Source organism: Pseudomonas fluorescens, from assembly GCF_001902145.1.
Classification (GTDB): domain Bacteria; phylum Pseudomonadota; class Gammaproteobacteria; order Pseudomonadales; family Pseudomonadaceae; genus Aquipseudomonas; species Aquipseudomonas fluorescens_BV.
Genome location: NZ_MRST01000020.1, coordinates 248,121 through 264,527, shown reverse-complemented (window position 1 = coordinate 264,527; position 16,407 = coordinate 248,121). Strand labels below are relative to the sequence as shown.

The following is a 16,407-nucleotide window of genomic DNA, read 5'->3' as shown; positions in this document are numbered from 1 at the left end:
ATCACGTTATAGGCGGACAAATACACTCACTCCCACTGACCCCCACTGAGGACTGCACCATGACCCGTAAAATCGCACTCATCACCGGCGCCAGCCGTGGCCTGGGCAAAAGCGCCGCGCTGCACCTGGCTGCGCAAGGTATCGACATCATCGGCACTTACCACAGCGCAGCGGCCGAAGCCCAAGCCGTGGTTGCCCAGGTAGAGGCCTTGGGCGGTCGCGCTGCCATGCTGCAACTGGACGTCAGCCAGAGCGCAACCTTCGATGCATTCGTTGGCCAGATCGGCACCCTGCTCAAGGATGTGTTCGCCCAGGATCATTTCAACTTCCTGATCAACAACGCCGGGGTTGGCACCTATGCAAGCTTCGCCGAAACCACCGAAGCCCAGTTCGACCAGTTGGTGGCGATCCATGTGAAGGCACCGTTTTTCCTCACGCAAAAACTGCTGCCGCTGATCAGCGATGGCGGGCGCATTATCAATATCTCCAGCGGCCTGGCGCGCTTCAGCCTGCCGGGTTATGCCGCCTACGCGTCCATGAAAGGCGCGGTGGAAGTCTTGTCGCGCTACCAGGCTAAAGAGCTGGGCCCACGGGGTATTACCGTGAACACCCTGGCACCGGGCGCGATTGCCACTGACTTCGGCGGCGGCGCGGTACGCGATAACACCGATGTGAATGCGATGGTTGCCAATAACACCGCCCTGGGCCGCGCTGGCTTGCCGGACGACATTGGCGGGGCGATTTCGATCTTGCTGGCCGATGGCAGTCATTGGATCACCGGCCAGCGGATCGAGGCGTCGGGCGGGATGTTCCTCTAAACGGCTGCCCCCTCTGTAGGAGCGAGCTTGCTCGCGAAAAACTCAAGAACGCCGCGTGGTTCCAGGGGCCCCGCGTTATCGTTAGCGATCTTCGCGAGCAAGCTCGCTCCTACCGTTGACAGGGGTTTTACCGGCGAATTTCTCGCGCAATACGTCATAACCCCAGTGGTACACGTAGGTGTACGGCAGGAAGAACAGCAACACGCCAATGTCGAGGATGAAGGCTTCCAGCAGGCTGATCTTCATCAAGGCGGCAATCAACGGCACTGCCAAGAGAATCAGGCCGCCTTCAAATAGCAGCGCGTGCAGCACACGGGTCCAACCACCGTTGGCCAGTTGCAGGCGGGCTTTAAGGCGGTCGAACAGGCTGTTGAATATCACGTTCCAGCTCAGTGCCAACAGGCTGATGCCCAAGGTCACTGCGCCCATCTCCAGAGCCGGCCGGCCGGTGATCCACACCAACAGCGGCGTGCAAATCAATAAGGCCAGCCCCTCGAAACCAAGGGCTTGGAACACGCGTTCAATAAGGGATTTGGTAGGGTTCATGACCCGGCTCCGTGTGTGACGATGGTTGCCATGATCAGGCTTTGTCTCGATACTTCATAACCAATAACCATCGATCAAGGCGATAGTCATGGCCTCCCATGAAGTGCTTCAGGCGTTTGTCCAGGCTGCCACCCAAGGCTCGTTTTCCGCGGCGGCGCGCAAGCTGGGCAAAAGCCAGTCCACCGTGAGCGCGGCAGTGGCCAGCCTTGAGATTGACCTGAACGTGGTGCTGTTTGACCGCAGCAGCCGCAAGCCGACCCTCACGCCGGCGGGGCAAGTGTTGCTGCAACGGGCAGAACAGGTGCTGGAAGCCAGTAGCCGCCTGGAGCTGGCAGCCAGTCAGTTATCGCAAGGCCTGGAGCCGAAGTTGAGTATCGCCATGTCCGATACTTATCAATCCGATCGATTCGAGGTCGCCCTCACGGCCTTCGAGCAACGCTACCCGGACCTTGAGCTGGAATGCCTGATCGCGGAATGCGAAGACTTGATCGCGCTGGTGCAAAGTGGCCGGGCGCAGATCGCGTTTATCGAGAAACAAGAAGCCTACCCACCGGACCTTTCCTTCTCCACCGTGGAGGAGCGCACGGAGATCGCGCTGTTCGCCTCGCCTGGACACCCATTGGCGACTCTGGACAAGGTTCACCCGCACACCTTGCAACAACACCGGGAGTTGCGTTTGGCGAGCATCATCAGCCCCAATGAAAACCGCGGCACGCAGCGAGTATGGTCGGCGCCGAGTTACCTGATGCTGATGGAAATGGCACAGCTGGGGTTTGGCTGGGCACCGATTCCACGCTGGCTGGTGGAGCGTTTTGGCGGCAACCAGTTGGTTGAACTCAAGGTGCGCAGTTGGCCGCGTTCGGTGGCGGTGGATGCCCTGTGGTCTCGGCACCAGCCGCCGGGGCCTGCGGGGAGCTGGTTGTTGGGCAAGATGCTGGAATGAGCCTGTAGGAGCGAGCTTGCTCGCGAAGAACGTCAACGATAACGCGTGCTTCCTGAAGAAACGCGGCGTCTGTGAGTTTTTCGCGAGCAAGCTCGCTCCTACATTTGGATCCTCACTGTCTGGGGGAATTGAGTTCGGCGAGGCGTCGCGTGATGAAGCGTTTTTCTGGCGCCTGTTGGGTCAGGGACAAGGCTTTTTCGTACGCGCTGCGGGCTTCATCAAACCGCCCCAACTGCCGGCAAAACTCCCCACGCGCCGAATGCGCCAAGTGGTAGTCCTGCAACTCACCGCGCTGCAAAAGGTTGTCTACCAGCGCCAACCCCGCCAACGGCCCCTGCTCCATCGCCACCGCTACCGCACGGTTCAACTCGATCACCGGCGACGGCACAGCCCTGAGCAATACATCGTAGAGCCCGACAATCTGCCGCCAATCGGTTTGCACCGCGCTGGGTGCCTCGGCGTGCACGGCGGCAATCGCAGCCTGCAAGCAATACGGCCCGAAGCGTGGGGTAATCAGCGCCTGCTCCACCAATGCGCAGCCTTCAGCGATCAAGGCCCTGTCCCAAAGCGTACGATCCTGAGCGTCCAGCAGCACCAGTTCGCCGCTGGCAGAAGTGCGGGCAGGCCGACGCGACTCGTGCAGCAACATTAACGCCAGCAAGCCCATGACTTCCGGCTCGGGCAGCAACTCCAGCAGCAAACGCCCCAGGCGAATGGCCTCCAAGGTCAGGTCCTCGCGGGTGAGGTCGGCACCCGCTGAGGCCGAATAGCCCTCGTTGAACACCAGGTAAATGACCCGCAAAACACTGTCCAATCGTTCGGGCAATTCGGCGCGGGACGGCACTTGATAGGGAATTTTCGCCTCACGGATCTTGCCCTTGGCGCGCACGATGCGTTGGGCAATGGTGGTGGGCGTGGCAAGAAAAGCGTGAGCGATGGCCTCGGTGCTCAGGTCGCAGATCTCGCGCAAGGTCAGCGCAACCTGGGCGTCGGCTGCCAACGCTGGGTGGCAGCAAGTGAACATCAGGCGCAGGCGGTCGTCTTCCACGTCTTCATCACTCCACGGCGCGGCCTCCAACGCCTCGGCCTGCTCCTCCAATAACGGGGTAAACCGCGACTGCCGACGCAGGCGGTCGATGGCTTTGAAGCGGCCGGTGGACACCAGCCACGCCCGTGGATTATCCGGCACGCCATCCTCGGGCCAGCGCTGCAGGGCGACGAAAAACGCTTCGTGCAGCGCCTCCTCGGCCAGGTCGAAATCCCCCAGCACACGAATCAACGTCGCAAGCACGCGGCGTGATTCGCGGCGGTAAATAGCGTCGATCTGCGCGGTCAATCGACCACGTCCTCGGTCACCAACTTCACCAGGCGGTCCAGGCTCTGGCCCCAGCCGTCATGAAAGCCCATGGCTTCGTGGGCCTGCTTGTCCTCGGCACTCCAGTGCATGGCGCGCGCGGTGTAGAGCGTCTTGCCGCCGACATCTTCAAAGGTGACTTCGGCGCTCATGAACGGCTTGCCCGAAGGCACCCAGCCCGGCATGAACGCGTCGGTAAATACCAGGCGGTTGGGCGCGTCGATTTCCAGGAAAACGCCCTGGGTCGGGTACTCGCTGCCATCGGGCGCACGCATCAAGGTGCGGAACAAGCCGCCGACCCACAGGTTCATCTCGCATTCAGGGGTGGTCATGCCGTGGGGGCCCCACCATTGTTGCAGCAGGGTTGGCTCGGTCCAGGCGCGAAACACCCGGCGGCGCGGCGCATCGATCAAGCGGCTGATGGACAGTTCAAATTGGGCGGGTTGAGTGTTCACGGGGAAACCTCCTCAAGTCTTTTGATTATTGTGTTGAGAGATTCAGTTGGCGCACGGGGCGCACTTCCACACTGCCGACCCGGGCCGCCGGAATGCCGCCAGCCACCTGGAGCGCTTCATTGAGGTCCTTGGCGTCGATCAGGTAGAACCCGGCGAGCTGCTCCTTGGTTTCGGCAAACGGCCCGTCGGTGATCGACAGCTTGCCGTTGCGCATTCGCACGGTGGTGGCGGTGGTCACCGACTCCAGGGGTTCGGCGGCGAGCATGCGCCCGCTGGCCTGGATGGCCTCTGCGTAGGCCAGGCACTCCGAGTCGTGGGGGCTGTCGGGCGAGGTGTGCAACACCTGTTCGTCGCTGTAGATCAGGCACAGGTATTTCATGGCGTTCTCCGTTTTCGGACTACTGACTATAGTTCGCGGTGCTCAAGGTTTCAGGTCGAACAACGCCGTGCCGCTTTGCATATCAAACGGCGCCGACCAGTGCTCGTGCACCACCTTCCATTGGCCATCGATACGCTGGTAGCCGGCGGTCACGCGCATCCAGCAGGCCTTCACCTCGCCATCCGGCCCGGCGCCGCCACAGTGGGCCAGCCAGTGAGCGAAGGCGCTGTCTGGCGCTTGGACGATATGCAGTTCATGAAATTCGAAGATACCGGGGCCGGGGCAGTGTTTCATACAGTCTTCCCAGTGCGTCCGGTAGGCCGCCTTGCCCTTGAATTGCAGAGCGGTTACGGCGTCGAACGAGACGATATCGTCGGCGTAAAAGCTGACAATCTTGTCGATATCGCGACTGACGACGGCGTGTTTCCATTGTTCGATCAGGCTTTTGATTGCAGTGCTCATGGCGATGACTCCTTGGGGTGGAAAATCACGGAAGACACCCTTAGTCGAATGGCCCCGAGGGAAATCGACATCCCCCTGAAAAATAATTTCCCGTGGCTCAAACCCGATAAACTGCCACTTCCCTTGCAGCCGTTCGGATAGCCCCATGCAAACCCGCCTCGTTGCCTACGAGGCGCTGAACGCTGTGCAACAACAGCAAGTCGGCGCCATCGAAGTTCACCCTGAACAACTGCCGTTTTGCGGTGATATGTATTGCGCCCTCAATACCCTGCTCGCCAACCCGAGCCCTGGGGTCAAGGGCTTTGCGCTGCTGGCCGACGACCTTCCCGTGGCGTTCCTGCTGCTCAAGCGCCCACCGTGCCTGCCTCATTGGGCGGATGAACACAGCGCCACACTCCACGCGCTACAGGTAGACCGGCATCAGCAGGGGCGTGGATACGGCAAGGTGTGTTTGCAGGCGTTGCCCGCCGTGGCGCGCGAGGCGTGGCCGCAGATCAAGGGGTTGGAGTTGTCGGTGGATGCCCACAACCTGGCGGCAATGGGGTTGTATCTGGGGGCGGGATGGGTGGATCGCGGTGAGGCGTACAAGGGCCGGGTGGGATTTGAACGACGACTGAGTTGGACGTTTGGTCAGGAAACACTTGACGCACCCAAAATGTCACGTATACATGACTTATGAACATCAATGTAATGTATATGTGACATGGACACTTCAATGATCACTCAGCGCTTGGGCAATCAGATCCGGGCGATGCGCATCAATCGTGGCTACAAACAAGCGGACCTCGCGGCGCTGGCGGGCATCACTCGTCAGAAACTCATCGAGATCGAAAAAGGCAGCCTCTCGGTTGCCATGAATGCCTATGCACGCGTCATCGCAGCCCTGGGCAGTGAGGTCAAATTGGTGCCCGTCACGATGCCCACACTGGATGAGCTGGAGGACTTGTTTGATGAATAGGCATAGCCTGCGTGTGCATACCCCTCAAGGAGAGAGCGGTAGCGTCTTGAGGAGCACCGACAACTACCTGTTTCGCTACAGCGACCACGCACTCGCAAGCAGCGCACTCTGCCTGGCGATGCCAGTGCGGGCAGAAGAGTATGCCCGTCGCGAACTTCACCCCATCTTTCAAATGAACCTGCCAGAAGGCTACGTGCTTGAGCAATTGCGCAACCGCCTTGCCAAGACGGTAAAAGTCGACCCGATGCTGCTACTGGCGTTATCGGGTAGCAGTGCACCTATCGGGCGAGTATTTGTGTCTTCGGATCAAGTCAATGAATTGGTCCAACGCAACAGCCCTCAGGCCACAGGGGAGAACCTTAACGAAATTCTCGCCTGGGATGGTGCAGAAGACCTGTTCGCCAACCTCGTAGACCGCTATATCTTGCGAGCCGGCATTTCCGGCGTGCAGCCTAAAGTGCTGGTGCCCGAAAAAGCTCAAACACCCGAGCAGAAATTCACGTCGAAGACCGATGACCTGATTATCAAGAGCGGCCGTGAAGAGTTTCCGGGGTTGGCTATCAATGAATACCTGTGCATGTCCATTGCCCAGGAGGCGGGCCTGCCCGTACCACCGTTTTACCTGTCGCAAAACCATAAGCTATTCATCATGCGCCGCTTTGACCGGGACGAGCAGCTCAACCCGCTGGGCTTCGAAGACATGACCACGCTGATGGGCCTGTCCGCCGAACAGAAATACGCTAAAAGCTACACCGCCATCGCCAAGGCGGTAAGGATGTTTTGTTCACCGCAAAACCAGCGCAGTTCGTTGGACCAATTGTTCGACAGTGTGGCGCTGAGCTGCATCGTGGGTAACGGCGATGCTCATCTTAAAAACTTTGGTGTGCTCTACAGTGACCCGGTGAAGCTCGATGCGTGTTTGGCACCGGCTTACGACATCGTAAACACCACCTGCTATATCCCCGAGGACACGCTTGCGTTGGACCTCGGCGGCAATAAATCATTGTTTGCTTCACGCCTGGGCATTCTCGAATTTGCCCGAACCTGCGAAATCGAAAACCCCAAGAGGCGCATTCAGGCGCTGCTTCAAGCCCTTGAAACCGTGCTCAAGCGCGAAGACGATTACTGCCGGTTAGCACCTGATGTCGCGAAAGCCATTCGGCAATCCGCACAGAGCTATCTTCAGAGTTTCGGCGGCTGAAAAATCCTTCTTCCAAAAAAGGCCGAAGAACATAAACGCTCTTCGGCCGATAGCTCAGCCCCGCTCCCCGATCGGCAACCAGATTTCCACCGTCCCCGTGCCCTTCCTGGCATCGAAATCCGCGCTATAGCGCTCGAAATCCGCGCCCATGACCTTGTAGCCCGAGTGCGGCAGCCATTCGAACATGATGCGCTCGTAGGTTTGCTCCAGCGCCTGCACCGGCCCGTAGTGGGGGAACACGGCATAGTTGAGTGGCGGGATTTCGATCACCTCGAAATTGCTCGGCACGTCCTTCTTGGCCGGGACTTCAACACCTGCCAGGTAATCGAATTCGCCGTGATGCGGGTTATGGCACACCCCGTAGGTCACACCGCCAACGCGCTTCTTGATGTCCTTGATGCAGGTATCGAACAACTCCCACAGCCGTGGGATATCGCCCACGGTGGCCTTCGAATATCGCCCTTGTACCCCGGCGATCACCAGGGCCTTGCCGGCTTCCAGGCGTGGCTCCAACGGTTGTTTTGTCTGCTGATCCATACGAACAGTCTCCTTCTTATAAGGGAACAAACCCGCATCGAGTATAGGGGCATATCCGCGTTGTACTCCATGTAGAAAAATTTCCTACGCATCTGGACAACTGGCCATCATCGCCCGTATTGTCTGCCCCGCAGGCCACCGCAGTGGCCGACGTCGCTCGGACGGTTCCGGGCGCTTACGTACCTCGAGGCAACAATGGCAGACCAAGGTTCGCCGCGCCGCTTTGCGCGCATAGATCGACTCCCCCCGTATGTTTTCAATATCACTGCCGAGCTGAAGATGGCTGCGCGTCGGCGCGGCGAAGACATCATCGACTTGAGCATGGGTAATCCTGACGGCGCCACGCCACCTCATATCGTGGAGAAAATGGTCACCGTCGCCCAGCGTGAAGACACCCACGGCTACTCCACCTCCAAAGGCATTCCGCGCCTGCGCCGGGCGATTTCGCGCTGGTACAAGGACCGTTACGCGGTGGATATCGACCCGGAGTCCGAAGCCATCGTGACCATCGGTTCCAAGGAAGGCCTGGCGCACTTGATGCTGGCCACCCTGGACCAGGGCGATACCGTGCTGGTGCCCAACCCCAGCTACCCGATTCATATCTACGGCGCAGTGATTGCCGGCGCCCAGGTGCGTTCGGTGCCGCTGATACCGGGCGTGGATTTCTTCGCTGAGCTGGAGCGCGCGATTCGTGGCTCGATCCCCAAGCCGAAGATGATGATCCTCGGCTTCCCGTCCAACCCCACCGCGCAGTGCGTGGAGCTGGATTTCTTCGAACGGGTGATCGCCCTGGCCAAGCAGTACGACGTGCTGGTGGTGCACGACCTGGCCTACGCCGACATCGTCTACGACGGCTGGAAAGCCCCCTCGATCATGCAAGTGCCCGGCGCCAAGGACATTGCGGTGGAGTTTTTCACCCTGTCCAAGAGCTACAACATGGCCGGCTGGCGCATCGGCTTCATGGTCGGCAACCCTGAACTGGTCAACGCCCTGGCACGCATCAAGAGCTACCACGACTACGGCACCTTCACCCCGCTGCAAGTGGCGGCGATTGCGGCGCTGGAAGGCGACCAACAGTGCGTGAAGGACATCGCCGAGCAGTACCGCCAGCGTCGCAATGTGCTGGTCAAGGGCCTGCATGAGCTGGGCTGGATGGTGGAGAATCCGAAAGCGTCAATGTACGTCTGGGCCAAGATTCCCGAGCAGTATGCCGCCATGGGCTCGCTGGAGTTTGCCAAGAAACTGCTGCTGGAAGCGAAGGTGTGTGTGTCGCCGGGGATCGGCTTTGGTGAGTATGGTGATGATCATGTGCGCTTTGCGCTGATCGAGAACCAGGACCGGATTCGCCAGGCCGTGCGTGGGATTCGCGGGATGTTCAGGGCGGATGGGTTGGTGACCAAAGCCTGACCTGATCCACCTGAAGAAATGCGGTCAAACATGTGGGAGCGGGCTTGCTCGCGAATGCGGAGTGTCAGTCAATGTATTTGGCGACTGATCCACCGCATTCGCGAGCAAGCCCGCTCCCACATTTGGATTGGGTTTTCACCTCTGTTTTGTCAGACCACCAACGACAGCAACATGATGAAGATCAGCGCAACGATCGACAGAATGGTCTCCATCGCCGTCCAGGTCTTGAACGTCTCGGCCACGGTCATGTTGAAATACTGCTTGACCAGCCAGAACCCCGCATCGTTGACGTGAGACAGGATCAACGAACCCGCGCCCGTCGCCAGTACCAGCAACTCGCGGTTAACCCCTGGGATCATCCCCACCACCGGCACCACAATGCCCGCGCCGGTAATGGTCGCAACCGTCGCTGAACCGGTGGCAATCCGAATCACCGCCGCCACCAGCCACGCCAGCAGGATCGGGTTGATCTGCGCGTTCACCGCCATATGGCCGATCACGTCGCCCACGCCGCTGGTCACCAGCATCTGCTTGAAGCCACCACCGGCGCCGATAATCAGAATGATCGCAGCAGTCGGCGCAAGGCTGGCGTCAAGCAACTTGAGGATCTGCTTGGAATGGATGCCCTGGCGATGGCCAAAGGTGTACAGCGACAGCAGCAAGGCCAGCAGCAGTGCGGTGATCGGGTGGCCGATCATGTCCATCCAGTTGCGTACCACGTTGCCTTCGGCGAACGCGATGTCGGCAAAGGTTTTGAGCAGCATCAGGAACACCGGCAGCAGCACGGTGACCAGGGTAATGCCGAAGCTTGGCAGCGACTTGTTATCGGTCTCGCGGGCCAGTTGGTCCACCAGTTCCTGGGACGGGTTGCCCGGGATGTACTTGGCGATGAACGTACCGAAGATCGGGCCGGCGATGATGGCGGTCGGCAGTGCAACGATCAGGCCGTACAGGATGGTCTTGCCGATATCGGCGCCGAACACGCCGATGGCCAGCAGCGGGCCTGGATGCGGTGGCACCAGGCCATGCACTGCCGACAGACCGGCCAGCAGCGGGATGCCGATCTTGATCAGCGACACGCCGGTACGGCGGGCGACGATAAACACCAGCGGGATCAGCAACACAAAGCCGATCTCGAAGAACAACGGGATGCCCACCAGGAACGCGGCGAACATCATGGCCCACTGGACCTTTTCCTTGCCGAAGGCGCGGATCAGGGTCTGGGCGATCTGATCGGCACCGCCGGACTCGGCCATCATCTTGCCGAGCATCGTGCCCAGCGCGAGGATGATGCCGACAAAGCCGAGCACCCCGCCGAAACCGTCCTGGAACGCCTTGATGATCTTGTCCACGGGCATGCCCGAGGTCAGGCCGAGGAAACCGGCCGCGATGATCAGTGCAATGAACGGGTGCACCTTGAACTTGGTGATCAGAACGATCAACCCGATGATAGTGACTACTGCATCTAGCAGCAGGTAAGACTCGTGGGACATGCCAAACATGGGGGGTCTCTCCTGTTTGTTGTTGTTATTAAAGCGGGTGTTGAACTTCCTGCCGGGGATAGCGCTATCTTTCCGGCAAAAAATTAATGAGTAGGTTCAAAGCCGTGCTTGCGCCACCAGGTATTGGTCTGCGCGGCCAGCGCCTCGACGCTGTCTTCACTGGCGTTGAGGGCCAGGGTCAGCGGCTCGCCCTTGGGCGATTCAAGGGTGGCGAACTGGCTGTCGATCAGGCTTGCCGGCATGAAATGGCCGGGGCGGTGAGACACGCGGTCGGCGGCGACTTCGCGGGTCAGCTCCAGGAAGACAAAACCCAGGCCCGGCGCGGCTTCGCGCAGGTGGTCACGGTATTTTTTCTTGAGGGCCGAACAGGTCAGTACAGGATGCTCGCCGGCTTTCAACGCGCGGCGCAGTTCATCGCACAGGATGTCGAGCCAGCCGGCGCGGTCGTCGTCGTTGAGGGGGTGGCCGGCGCTCATCTTTTCGATGTTCGCGGCAGGGTGAAAGCTATCGCCTTCAATGGCAGTGGCGCCATTAAGGGCGCACAGGGCTTGGCTGACGCTGGACTTGCCACAGCCGGAAACACCCATGATGACCAGGGCGGTAACAGGTTGACTCATGAAACACCTCAGGACGCAGATAGCGCTACCTTTGCATAGCGTAAGGCTAGTGCAAAAACAGGCTTTTCCCGCGCCGACTTGTCATTTTTATGGAGTGACGCGTGCATCCGTTCCAACAGACTGACTTCAAGAGCTGGACAGGATCAGGCAACCCTTTATCCAATAATTTGCAGCCCCTTGGAGACAGCGCTACCTTAGTGCCTCGATTTTTGTTTGGCAAGCCGCCTGATGACCTCCAAGAACGATAAAAATACCCGCACGACGGGTCGCCCTACCCTCAATGAAGTTGCGCGCCTGGCTGGCGTCAGCCCGATCACCGCCTCCCGCGCCCTGCGCGGTATCAGCACTGTGGCCACCGAACTGGTGGAAAAAGTGCAACAGGCCGCCGCCGAACTGAGCTACGTGGTCAACCCCGCCGCCCGCGCCCTGGCCTCGGCGCAGAGCCACTCCGTGGTGGTGCTGGTGCCGTCATTGTCCAACCTGCTGTTTATCGAAACCCTGGAAGCTATCCATCAAGTACTGCGGCCCAAGGGCTTTGAAGTACTGATCGGCAACTCCCATTACTCGCGCGATGAAGAAGAAGACCTGCTGCGCAACTACATGGCCTACCAGCCACGGGGTTTGTTGCTGACCGGTTTTGACCGCACCGAAAGCGCGCGACGAATGGTCGAGGCCAGCAATGTGCCCTGTGTGTACATGATGGATCTGGACCCCAATGCCGGGGTGAACTGTGTGGGCTTCTCACAACTGGCCGCCGGCGAGACCGCGGCGGCGCACTTGCTGTCTCGGGGGCGCAAGCGCCTGGCCTATATCGGCGCACAACTGGACCAACGTACCTTGCTGCGTGGCGAAGGCTTTCGTCGCGCCTTGCAGCAAGCAGGCATGTACGACCCGGCACTGGAATTGCTGACGCCACGCCCGTCTTCCGTGGGCCTGGGTGGCGAACTGTTTTTGCAACTGCTGGCCGCCCACCCGGATGTGGACGCGATCTTCTTCGGCAACGACGACCTGGCCCAGGGCGCCCTGCTCGAAGCCCTGCGCCACGGCATCAAGGTGCCGGAACGTGTAGCGGTGCTGGGCTTCAACGACCTCCCCGCCTCGTCATTCATGGTGCCGCGCCTGAGCAGCATCAGCACCCCACGGGAAGCCATCGGGCGCCGGGCGGCAGAGCATTTGCTGACGATCATGGCAGGCAACAAGGTGGCCAAGCCAGTGGTGGACATGGGGTTTGAGTTGCAAGTGCGCGAGAGCACCTGAGCGCCTCGTTTTAATCAGACGCAGGGAGCCGGTAACCACTGCCCTGCGCACCTTCGTGCAACGCTGCCTGGACACGCTCATAGAGCGCGTTGGCCTCCTCTGAACTGATGGAGCGCGAGCAATCGCGCAACACGATGCGAAGCAGGATGTTTTCCTGCCCAGGCAATAACCCCAGGCGAGCAATTGCTTGCGCCGGCAACTCATCTCGAGACCAGCGCCCCTTGATCTGCATCTCTTCCACCCACACAGCATCCTCCCCGGCTGCGAGCAGCATCTTTTCGGTGATGGTTTCTTCGCTTTGCCCTGGCGTGACCGCGAGGGAGATGTCCCGAGTGATACACGGCAGTCGAGAGATCGGTTGCCAGGGTTTCAAATCAAACATTTGGGCCCTGACACGGGGATGGGTATCACGCAGGAGCCGAATATCCGGAATGCCCTTGCGCAGCATGGTCAACCGGTCCAGCCCCATGCCCAATGCCAAACCACCGTGCTGCAGAGGATTGATGTTCAAGCGCTCAAGAAGTGATTGAGCAATACAACCACATTCCAGTACCTCAATCGGTTTCCCATCAAGCATCAGGTTCACCTCGATACCCCCCTCGGTGTAATGGTGAGGGCTGTCCGAGAAAACCCAGGCCATACCGGGTACCGCAGCGTCCAGAACATCCCCAACCAAGCGCAGGAGGTGATTTTGGGTAGAAAGCTGCGGGTCACCTAATACCCAGATGTCCATCTGGTGGGGCTCAGCACAGTGCCAGCGGTCTCGGCTGTCACGTCTGAACGTCATGCCTGGCGCAGCCAACATCATAATTTGCCCAGGTTGGCGGACTGCGCTTGACTGCTGCAATGCGGCGGGAATCAAGCTGGTGGTTTGCGTACGGAGCAGGCTCAAGTTGTCGACCCAGCGCGTATGAGCGCTGCCCAATGTAATTTCATCCCCGTCATAACCAAGCAAGCCATAGTTATCTTGAGCCGTTACCACTCGCGGCCCCTCAAGGAGTTGAGGTTCAGGCCAGTGACGCCGAGTCAGCTCGCAAAGTATTTCATCGAGCAGTAGTCGGACCGCATGAGGTTCAGGCGTCACATCGGTGAGGTCCGTAAGTGTAAGTGCCTTATGTAGCTCGCTGGCAGTTATTACCTTTTTGAATAAACGCATGATCACCCCTCCACTATCCGCGCCATCCAACTGCGCAAACGAAAGTTAAAAACTACGCTTAAAAAACAAACAAGATCAACAACCCACCCTATAAAAACTACATTATCAGATCGAACTTACAGACAACGCCTACAGAAACCCTCACTCCTTATAAAAAATCTCCCCTTAAAAATAATCGATATAAAAAATACAAATCAACAGTTTCCTCTCCACCTATCTAGCGCTTTAATGATCTCGCCCTACCATCAGGGCATCCAATCAATTCCTACGGGAGGAAAAAATGAAAATTTCAGAAGCTGCTTCAGTAATTGAGCCATTCGAACCAAAGCTCAATCACATAACATCCGACGCTGAAGGATTTACTTGGCCACCACTCTCATGGCCTTAACTAGAGCACGAACGCGCCAAGGCCAATGCCTTGGCGCCCTCGCCCAGGAGGAGTGAACATGACGCGTTCCCAACCACAATTTTTGGACATAACCAGCTTTGAAGTATTCTCAGATTCCGAACCGTTCTTGAAACGCTGCGCTCAACAAAACTTCGTTACGCAAAACATTATGGCGGCTGAGTCACTGGCTCGAAACAGCATCGTGTTTTCGTTCACTGACAGCGCTGCAAAAAAAACGTTTGAACTGGCGAAACTTACTAGTCAAAAACGCTGCATCTTTTGCCCCGTACATGTATTTGAGGCATCCATAGATAACGCCCTTTATGGCTTAGAACGACTCAACAAAAGCAACATCGCACATGCCTTGACCGAACAGAGAAAAATGGTAGAGCTGGTTAACTGCAAGACCCCGCTAAAACTGTCTGGCCCCATGACGCACTCGAACGTAACCCTTTCAAACGATGCCGTTCCTTATGCTGTATTTGAAGAAGACTTGCAGGGTGATTTCGTTCATTCAGTTGCAGAGCTTTTCGAGGTTCATTTCGCCCATATGAAACCTCAAGCCCCATGTCCGTTTTATGTAGATGGCGATTTTTATGTTGCGGGAATTCTGACGGTGTGCAGGAAGACAGAGAATAGGGACCGGGCTTTTAAAAACTCACTTGATAGGTTGCTCGAAGAGGTTGCCTCCAAAAAAGCCTCACTCAAAATCAGTGGCAACACGGTCACGTCATTCAAAGTAGGTGACCGAGACTACATAGACCTCATTCAAAACGCGGCGGGGCCCAGGGCTGCGAAGCTCACTGAGTTCGCAATCGGCGTAAACCAGGCAATCGCCCCACTGATTGATTTCAAGGTCAACTCCCAAATGAACGAAGGCATCAGCGGAGTCCATGTGGCAGTTGGGGATGGAACAACGGGGTACCACATTGACTTCCTATGCCCGGGAGTCGCTGTTCATTCATCATAAAAATGAGTTGATGCCATTCCCCCCTCGGCAGAACTTATTTCCCACGGAGAGCCGTGAGAATGATCAGACGAACGTAGGATCATCGTAGGACGCAGCTTACATTGCGGTAAGCGCCTTGCTCCGCTGCCTACGCTTACGTCAGAATCCGCCGGCTTGTGCGCCTCGGTGGCGGTCTCTAAGGTTTGACGATCGCTGAATTTCTCGGTGATCGGGTTTAGTAGCCTGAGCTTCCTCACACAAGATGCATGAGCCTATCGATGTTTGATGGTGGCTGTGCGCAGGGCGCCTTCGGGTGCGCCGGGTTTGTGTGGGATACCGGTCTACTAACCTGCGTACAGCTGCCACCCTTCGTTTAGTAGCGATGAGGTATCAGCCCAAAACAGGTATTTCAACAATGCAAAGCATCCATCCCACGCATACGCTTTTCACCGTCATCCCTGATACTTCCCTCGAATCTTTACTGAGCAACAGCTACGAAACCGTCTGCTCCGTCAGTACCCTACTGCTCGACCTGTCCGATGACCTCACCGGCAAACACCGCGATGTAGCCCTGGCCATTCATCAATTGAGCGAGCTGAGCGTATTGCTGGTGGGCAAGGCCATGGACCAGCACGCACCACGCTGCTGAAGCAATACACGATCCCTGTGGGAGCTGGCTTGCCTGCGATAGCGCTGTGTCAGTCAATAAGGTGTTGCCTGATACGACGCTATCGCAGGCAAGCCAGCTCCCACATTTTCGACCGTGCCCGCTTCACACCCTCGCCGCCGTGCCCGGCCCCTGCTAGATTGGTCATTCTCCAAATGCCAGGGAAGCACCATGGGCCATTCACTGAAAATCTTGGGTCGTACCTCCTCCATCAACGTGCGCAAAGTGCTGTGGACCTGCCAGGAACTGGGCATCGACTACGTGCGCGAAGACTGGGGCATCGGTTTCAAGCCTACCCAATCCCCCGATTTCCTCGCCTTGAACCCCAACGCCCAGGTGCCAGTGCTGATCGACGACCATGGCGTGCTGTGGGAGTCCAATACCATCTGTCGCTACCTGGTCGGCCTTTATCAGCGCCATGACCTTCTACCCATCGAGCCGGCACCACGTGCCCGCGTCGAGCAATGGATAGACTGGCAAGCCGTCGAACTCAACCGCGCCTGGGGCGACGCGTTCACCGCGCTGGTACGCAATAATCCGGACGGCCTGGATGCGACGCAGATCGCCGTCGCAGTAAAGGTCTGGAACGATAAAATGGGCATTCTGGAACAGCAGCTGATTAAGACAGGCGCCTATGTGACCGGCGATGATTTCACGCTCGCCGATATCCTTATCGGACTCTCGGTGCATCGTTGGCAGGTGACACCCATGAAGCGGCCGCTCTACCCCGCCATAGCGGCGTATTACCAACGGCTCGGCCAGCACGCCGGTTTCAAGGCCTTCGCTCTCGACGGGCATAATTAGAAAGCAG

19 protein-coding genes are annotated in these 16,407 nt (G+C 58.3%); 10 read left to right on the top strand and 9 right to left on the bottom strand.

All coding sequences use genetic code 11. The annotated features are described in order from the left end of the window. Positions 1-59: 59 nt before the first annotated feature. Positions 60-818 carry an SDR family NAD(P)-dependent oxidoreductase gene (locus BUE92_RS08495; RefSeq protein WP_073523064.1) on the top strand — a complete coding sequence of 253 codons (759 nt, stop codon included), beginning with the start codon at positions 60-62 and terminating at the stop codon, positions 816-818. A gap of 81 nt (positions 819-899) precedes the next feature. Here the strand turns inward: BUE92_RS08495 and BUE92_RS08490 are convergent, their stop codons facing one another. Then, complete coding sequence (locus BUE92_RS08490; protein WP_073523063.1) at positions 900-1,364, bottom strand: multidrug/biocide efflux PACE transporter; 465 nt, start codon at positions 1,362-1,364, stop codon at positions 900-902. 88 nt (positions 1,365-1,452) lie between these two features. On the opposite strand from BUE92_RS08490, the gene BUE92_RS08485 reads away from it, so the two are divergent. Next, on the top strand, positions 1,453-2,307 hold the full coding sequence (locus tag BUE92_RS08485) for a LysR family transcriptional regulator (protein ID WP_073523062.1): 855 nt from the start codon (positions 1,453-1,455) through the stop codon (positions 2,305-2,307). Between the two features lie 112 nt (positions 2,308-2,419). On the opposite strand, the gene BUE92_RS08480 is transcribed toward BUE92_RS08485, so the two are convergent. Genes BUE92_RS08480 through BUE92_RS08465 form a run of 4 tightly spaced genes read right to left on the bottom strand, consistent with a single transcriptional unit; the run spans position 2,420 to position 4,957 of the window. After that, a complete protein-coding gene (locus BUE92_RS08480; protein ID WP_073523060.1) occupies positions 2,420-3,643 on the bottom strand; it encodes an RNA polymerase sigma factor in 1,224 nt (407 codons plus the stop codon). Beyond that, a complete protein-coding gene (locus tag BUE92_RS08475; RefSeq protein ID WP_073523057.1) occupies positions 3,640-4,116 on the bottom strand; it encodes an SRPBCC family protein in 477 nt (158 codons plus the stop codon). Before BUE92_RS08475 ends, BUE92_RS08480 begins: the two co-directional genes overlap by 4 nt. A 25-nt stretch (positions 4,117-4,141) precedes the next feature. Next, complete coding sequence (locus BUE92_RS08470) at positions 4,142-4,495, bottom strand: YciI family protein (protein ID WP_056791533.1); 354 nt, start codon at positions 4,493-4,495, stop codon at positions 4,142-4,144. 42 nt (positions 4,496-4,537) lie between these two features. After that, complete coding sequence (locus tag BUE92_RS08465) at positions 4,538-4,957, bottom strand: YybH family protein (RefSeq protein WP_073523055.1); 420 nt, start codon at positions 4,955-4,957, stop codon at positions 4,538-4,540. A gap of 145 nt (positions 4,958-5,102) precedes the next feature. Here BUE92_RS08465 and BUE92_RS08460 point away from each other — a divergent pair, with 145 nt between their 5' ends. Genes BUE92_RS08460 through BUE92_RS08450 form a run of 3 tightly spaced genes read left to right on the top strand, consistent with a single transcriptional unit; the run spans position 5,103 to position 7,116 of the window. Further along, positions 5,103-5,636, top strand: coding sequence for a GNAT family N-acetyltransferase (locus BUE92_RS08460; protein WP_073523053.1), 534 nt, complete (start codon positions 5,103-5,105; stop codon positions 5,634-5,636). 24 nt (positions 5,637-5,660) lie between these two features. Continuing rightward, positions 5,661-5,915: a helix-turn-helix domain-containing protein gene (locus BUE92_RS08455; RefSeq protein ID WP_073523052.1), complete on the top strand. Its 255-nt coding sequence runs from the start codon at positions 5,661-5,663 to the stop codon at positions 5,913-5,915. Then, positions 5,908-7,116, top strand: a complete 1,209-nt coding sequence (locus BUE92_RS08450; RefSeq protein ID WP_073523051.1) for a type II toxin-antitoxin system HipA family toxin — start codon at positions 5,908-5,910, stop codon at positions 7,114-7,116. Before BUE92_RS08455 ends, BUE92_RS08450 begins: the two co-directional genes overlap by 8 nt. A gap of 54 nt (positions 7,117-7,170) precedes the next feature. Here the strand turns inward: BUE92_RS08450 and BUE92_RS08445 are convergent, their stop codons facing one another. Further along, positions 7,171-7,653, bottom strand: coding sequence for a GyrI-like domain-containing protein (locus BUE92_RS08445; RefSeq protein WP_047711634.1), 483 nt, complete (start codon positions 7,651-7,653; stop codon positions 7,171-7,173). A gap of 195 nt (positions 7,654-7,848) precedes the next feature. On the opposite strand from BUE92_RS08445, the gene alaC reads away from it, so the two are divergent. Then, complete coding sequence (alaC, locus tag BUE92_RS08440; RefSeq protein ID WP_019819319.1) at positions 7,849-9,060, top strand: alanine transaminase; 1,212 nt, start codon at positions 7,849-7,851, stop codon at positions 9,058-9,060. A gap of 149 nt (positions 9,061-9,209) precedes the next feature. On the opposite strand, the gene BUE92_RS08435 is transcribed toward alaC, so the two are convergent. Together BUE92_RS08435 and BUE92_RS08430 are read right to left on the bottom strand one after the other, a co-directional pair. Next, positions 9,210-10,562 (bottom strand): GntP family permease, encoded by a 1,353-nt coding sequence (locus BUE92_RS08435; protein ID WP_005790708.1) that lies wholly within the window; start codon positions 10,560-10,562, stop codon positions 9,210-9,212. Positions 10,563-10,645: 83 nt separating this feature from the next. Beyond that, a complete protein-coding gene (locus BUE92_RS08430) occupies positions 10,646-11,179 on the bottom strand; it encodes a gluconokinase (protein ID WP_073523050.1) in 534 nt (177 codons plus the stop codon). A 225-nt stretch (positions 11,180-11,404) separates the two neighbouring features. Between BUE92_RS08430 and BUE92_RS08425 the strand changes: the two genes are divergently transcribed. Next, positions 11,405-12,436: a LacI family DNA-binding transcriptional regulator gene (locus BUE92_RS08425; protein ID WP_161793224.1), complete on the top strand. Its 1,032-nt coding sequence runs from the start codon at positions 11,405-11,407 to the stop codon at positions 12,434-12,436. Positions 12,437-12,446: 10 nt separating this feature from the next. Here BUE92_RS08425 and srmL read toward each other — a convergent pair whose 3' ends face one another. Next, positions 12,447-13,592, bottom strand: coding sequence for a PheS-related mystery ligase SrmL (srmL, locus tag BUE92_RS08420; RefSeq protein ID WP_073523049.1), 1,146 nt, complete (start codon positions 13,590-13,592; stop codon positions 12,447-12,449). Between the two features lie 446 nt (positions 13,593-14,038). Between srmL and BUE92_RS08415 the strand changes: the two genes are divergently transcribed. From BUE92_RS08415 to BUE92_RS08405, 3 genes are all read left to right on the top strand, one after another. Further along, on the top strand, positions 14,039-14,950 hold the full coding sequence (locus BUE92_RS08415; protein WP_073523046.1) for a hypothetical protein: 912 nt from the start codon (positions 14,039-14,041) through the stop codon (positions 14,948-14,950). 394 nt (positions 14,951-15,344) lie between these two features. Next, a complete protein-coding gene (locus BUE92_RS08410) occupies positions 15,345-15,578 on the top strand; it encodes a DUF6124 family protein (protein WP_073523044.1) in 234 nt (77 codons plus the stop codon). 189 nt (positions 15,579-15,767) lie between these two features. Next, positions 15,768-16,400, top strand: coding sequence for a glutathione S-transferase family protein (locus BUE92_RS08405; RefSeq protein WP_073523040.1), 633 nt, complete (start codon positions 15,768-15,770; stop codon positions 16,398-16,400). Positions 16,401-16,407: the final 7 nt, after the last annotated feature.

Coding starts and splice junctions, on each gene's coding strand:
- BUE92_RS08450 (WP_073523051.1), top strand. CDS start 5,908: ATGAATAGGCATAGCCTGCGTGTGCATACCCCTCAAGGAGAGAGCGGT.
- BUE92_RS08430 (WP_073523050.1), bottom strand. CDS start 11,179: ATGAGTCAACCTGTTACCGCCCTGGTCATCATGGGTGTTTCCGGCTGT.
- srmL (WP_073523049.1), bottom strand. CDS start 13,592: ATGCGTTTATTCAAAAAGGTAATAACTGCCAGCGAGCTACATAAGGCA.
- BUE92_RS08445 (WP_047711634.1), bottom strand. CDS start 7,653: ATGGATCAGCAGACAAAACAACCGTTGGAGCCACGCCTGGAAGCCGGC.
- BUE92_RS08410 (WP_073523044.1), top strand. CDS start 15,345: ATGCAAAGCATCCATCCCACGCATACGCTTTTCACCGTCATCCCTGAT.
- BUE92_RS08470 (WP_056791533.1), bottom strand. CDS start 4,495: ATGAAATACCTGTGCCTGATCTACAGCGACGAACAGGTGTTGCACACC.
- BUE92_RS08465 (WP_073523055.1), bottom strand. CDS start 4,957: ATGAGCACTGCAATCAAAAGCCTGATCGAACAATGGAAACACGCCGTC.
- BUE92_RS08485 (WP_073523062.1), top strand. CDS start 1,453: ATGGCCTCCCATGAAGTGCTTCAGGCGTTTGTCCAGGCTGCCACCCAA.
- BUE92_RS08490 (WP_073523063.1), bottom strand. CDS start 1,364: ATGAACCCTACCAAATCCCTTATTGAACGCGTGTTCCAAGCCCTTGGT.
- BUE92_RS08495 (WP_073523064.1), top strand. CDS start 60: ATGACCCGTAAAATCGCACTCATCACCGGCGCCAGCCGTGGCCTGGGC.
- BUE92_RS08460 (WP_073523053.1), top strand. CDS start 5,103: ATGCAAACCCGCCTCGTTGCCTACGAGGCGCTGAACGCTGTGCAACAA.
- BUE92_RS08455 (WP_073523052.1), top strand. CDS start 5,661: ATGGACACTTCAATGATCACTCAGCGCTTGGGCAATCAGATCCGGGCG.
- BUE92_RS08415 (WP_073523046.1), top strand. CDS start 14,039: ATGACGCGTTCCCAACCACAATTTTTGGACATAACCAGCTTTGAAGTA.
- BUE92_RS08405 (WP_073523040.1), top strand. CDS start 15,768: ATGGGCCATTCACTGAAAATCTTGGGTCGTACCTCCTCCATCAACGTG.
- alaC (WP_019819319.1), top strand. CDS start 7,849: ATGGCAGACCAAGGTTCGCCGCGCCGCTTTGCGCGCATAGATCGACTC.
- BUE92_RS08435 (WP_005790708.1), bottom strand. CDS start 10,562: ATGTTTGGCATGTCCCACGAGTCTTACCTGCTGCTAGATGCAGTAGTC.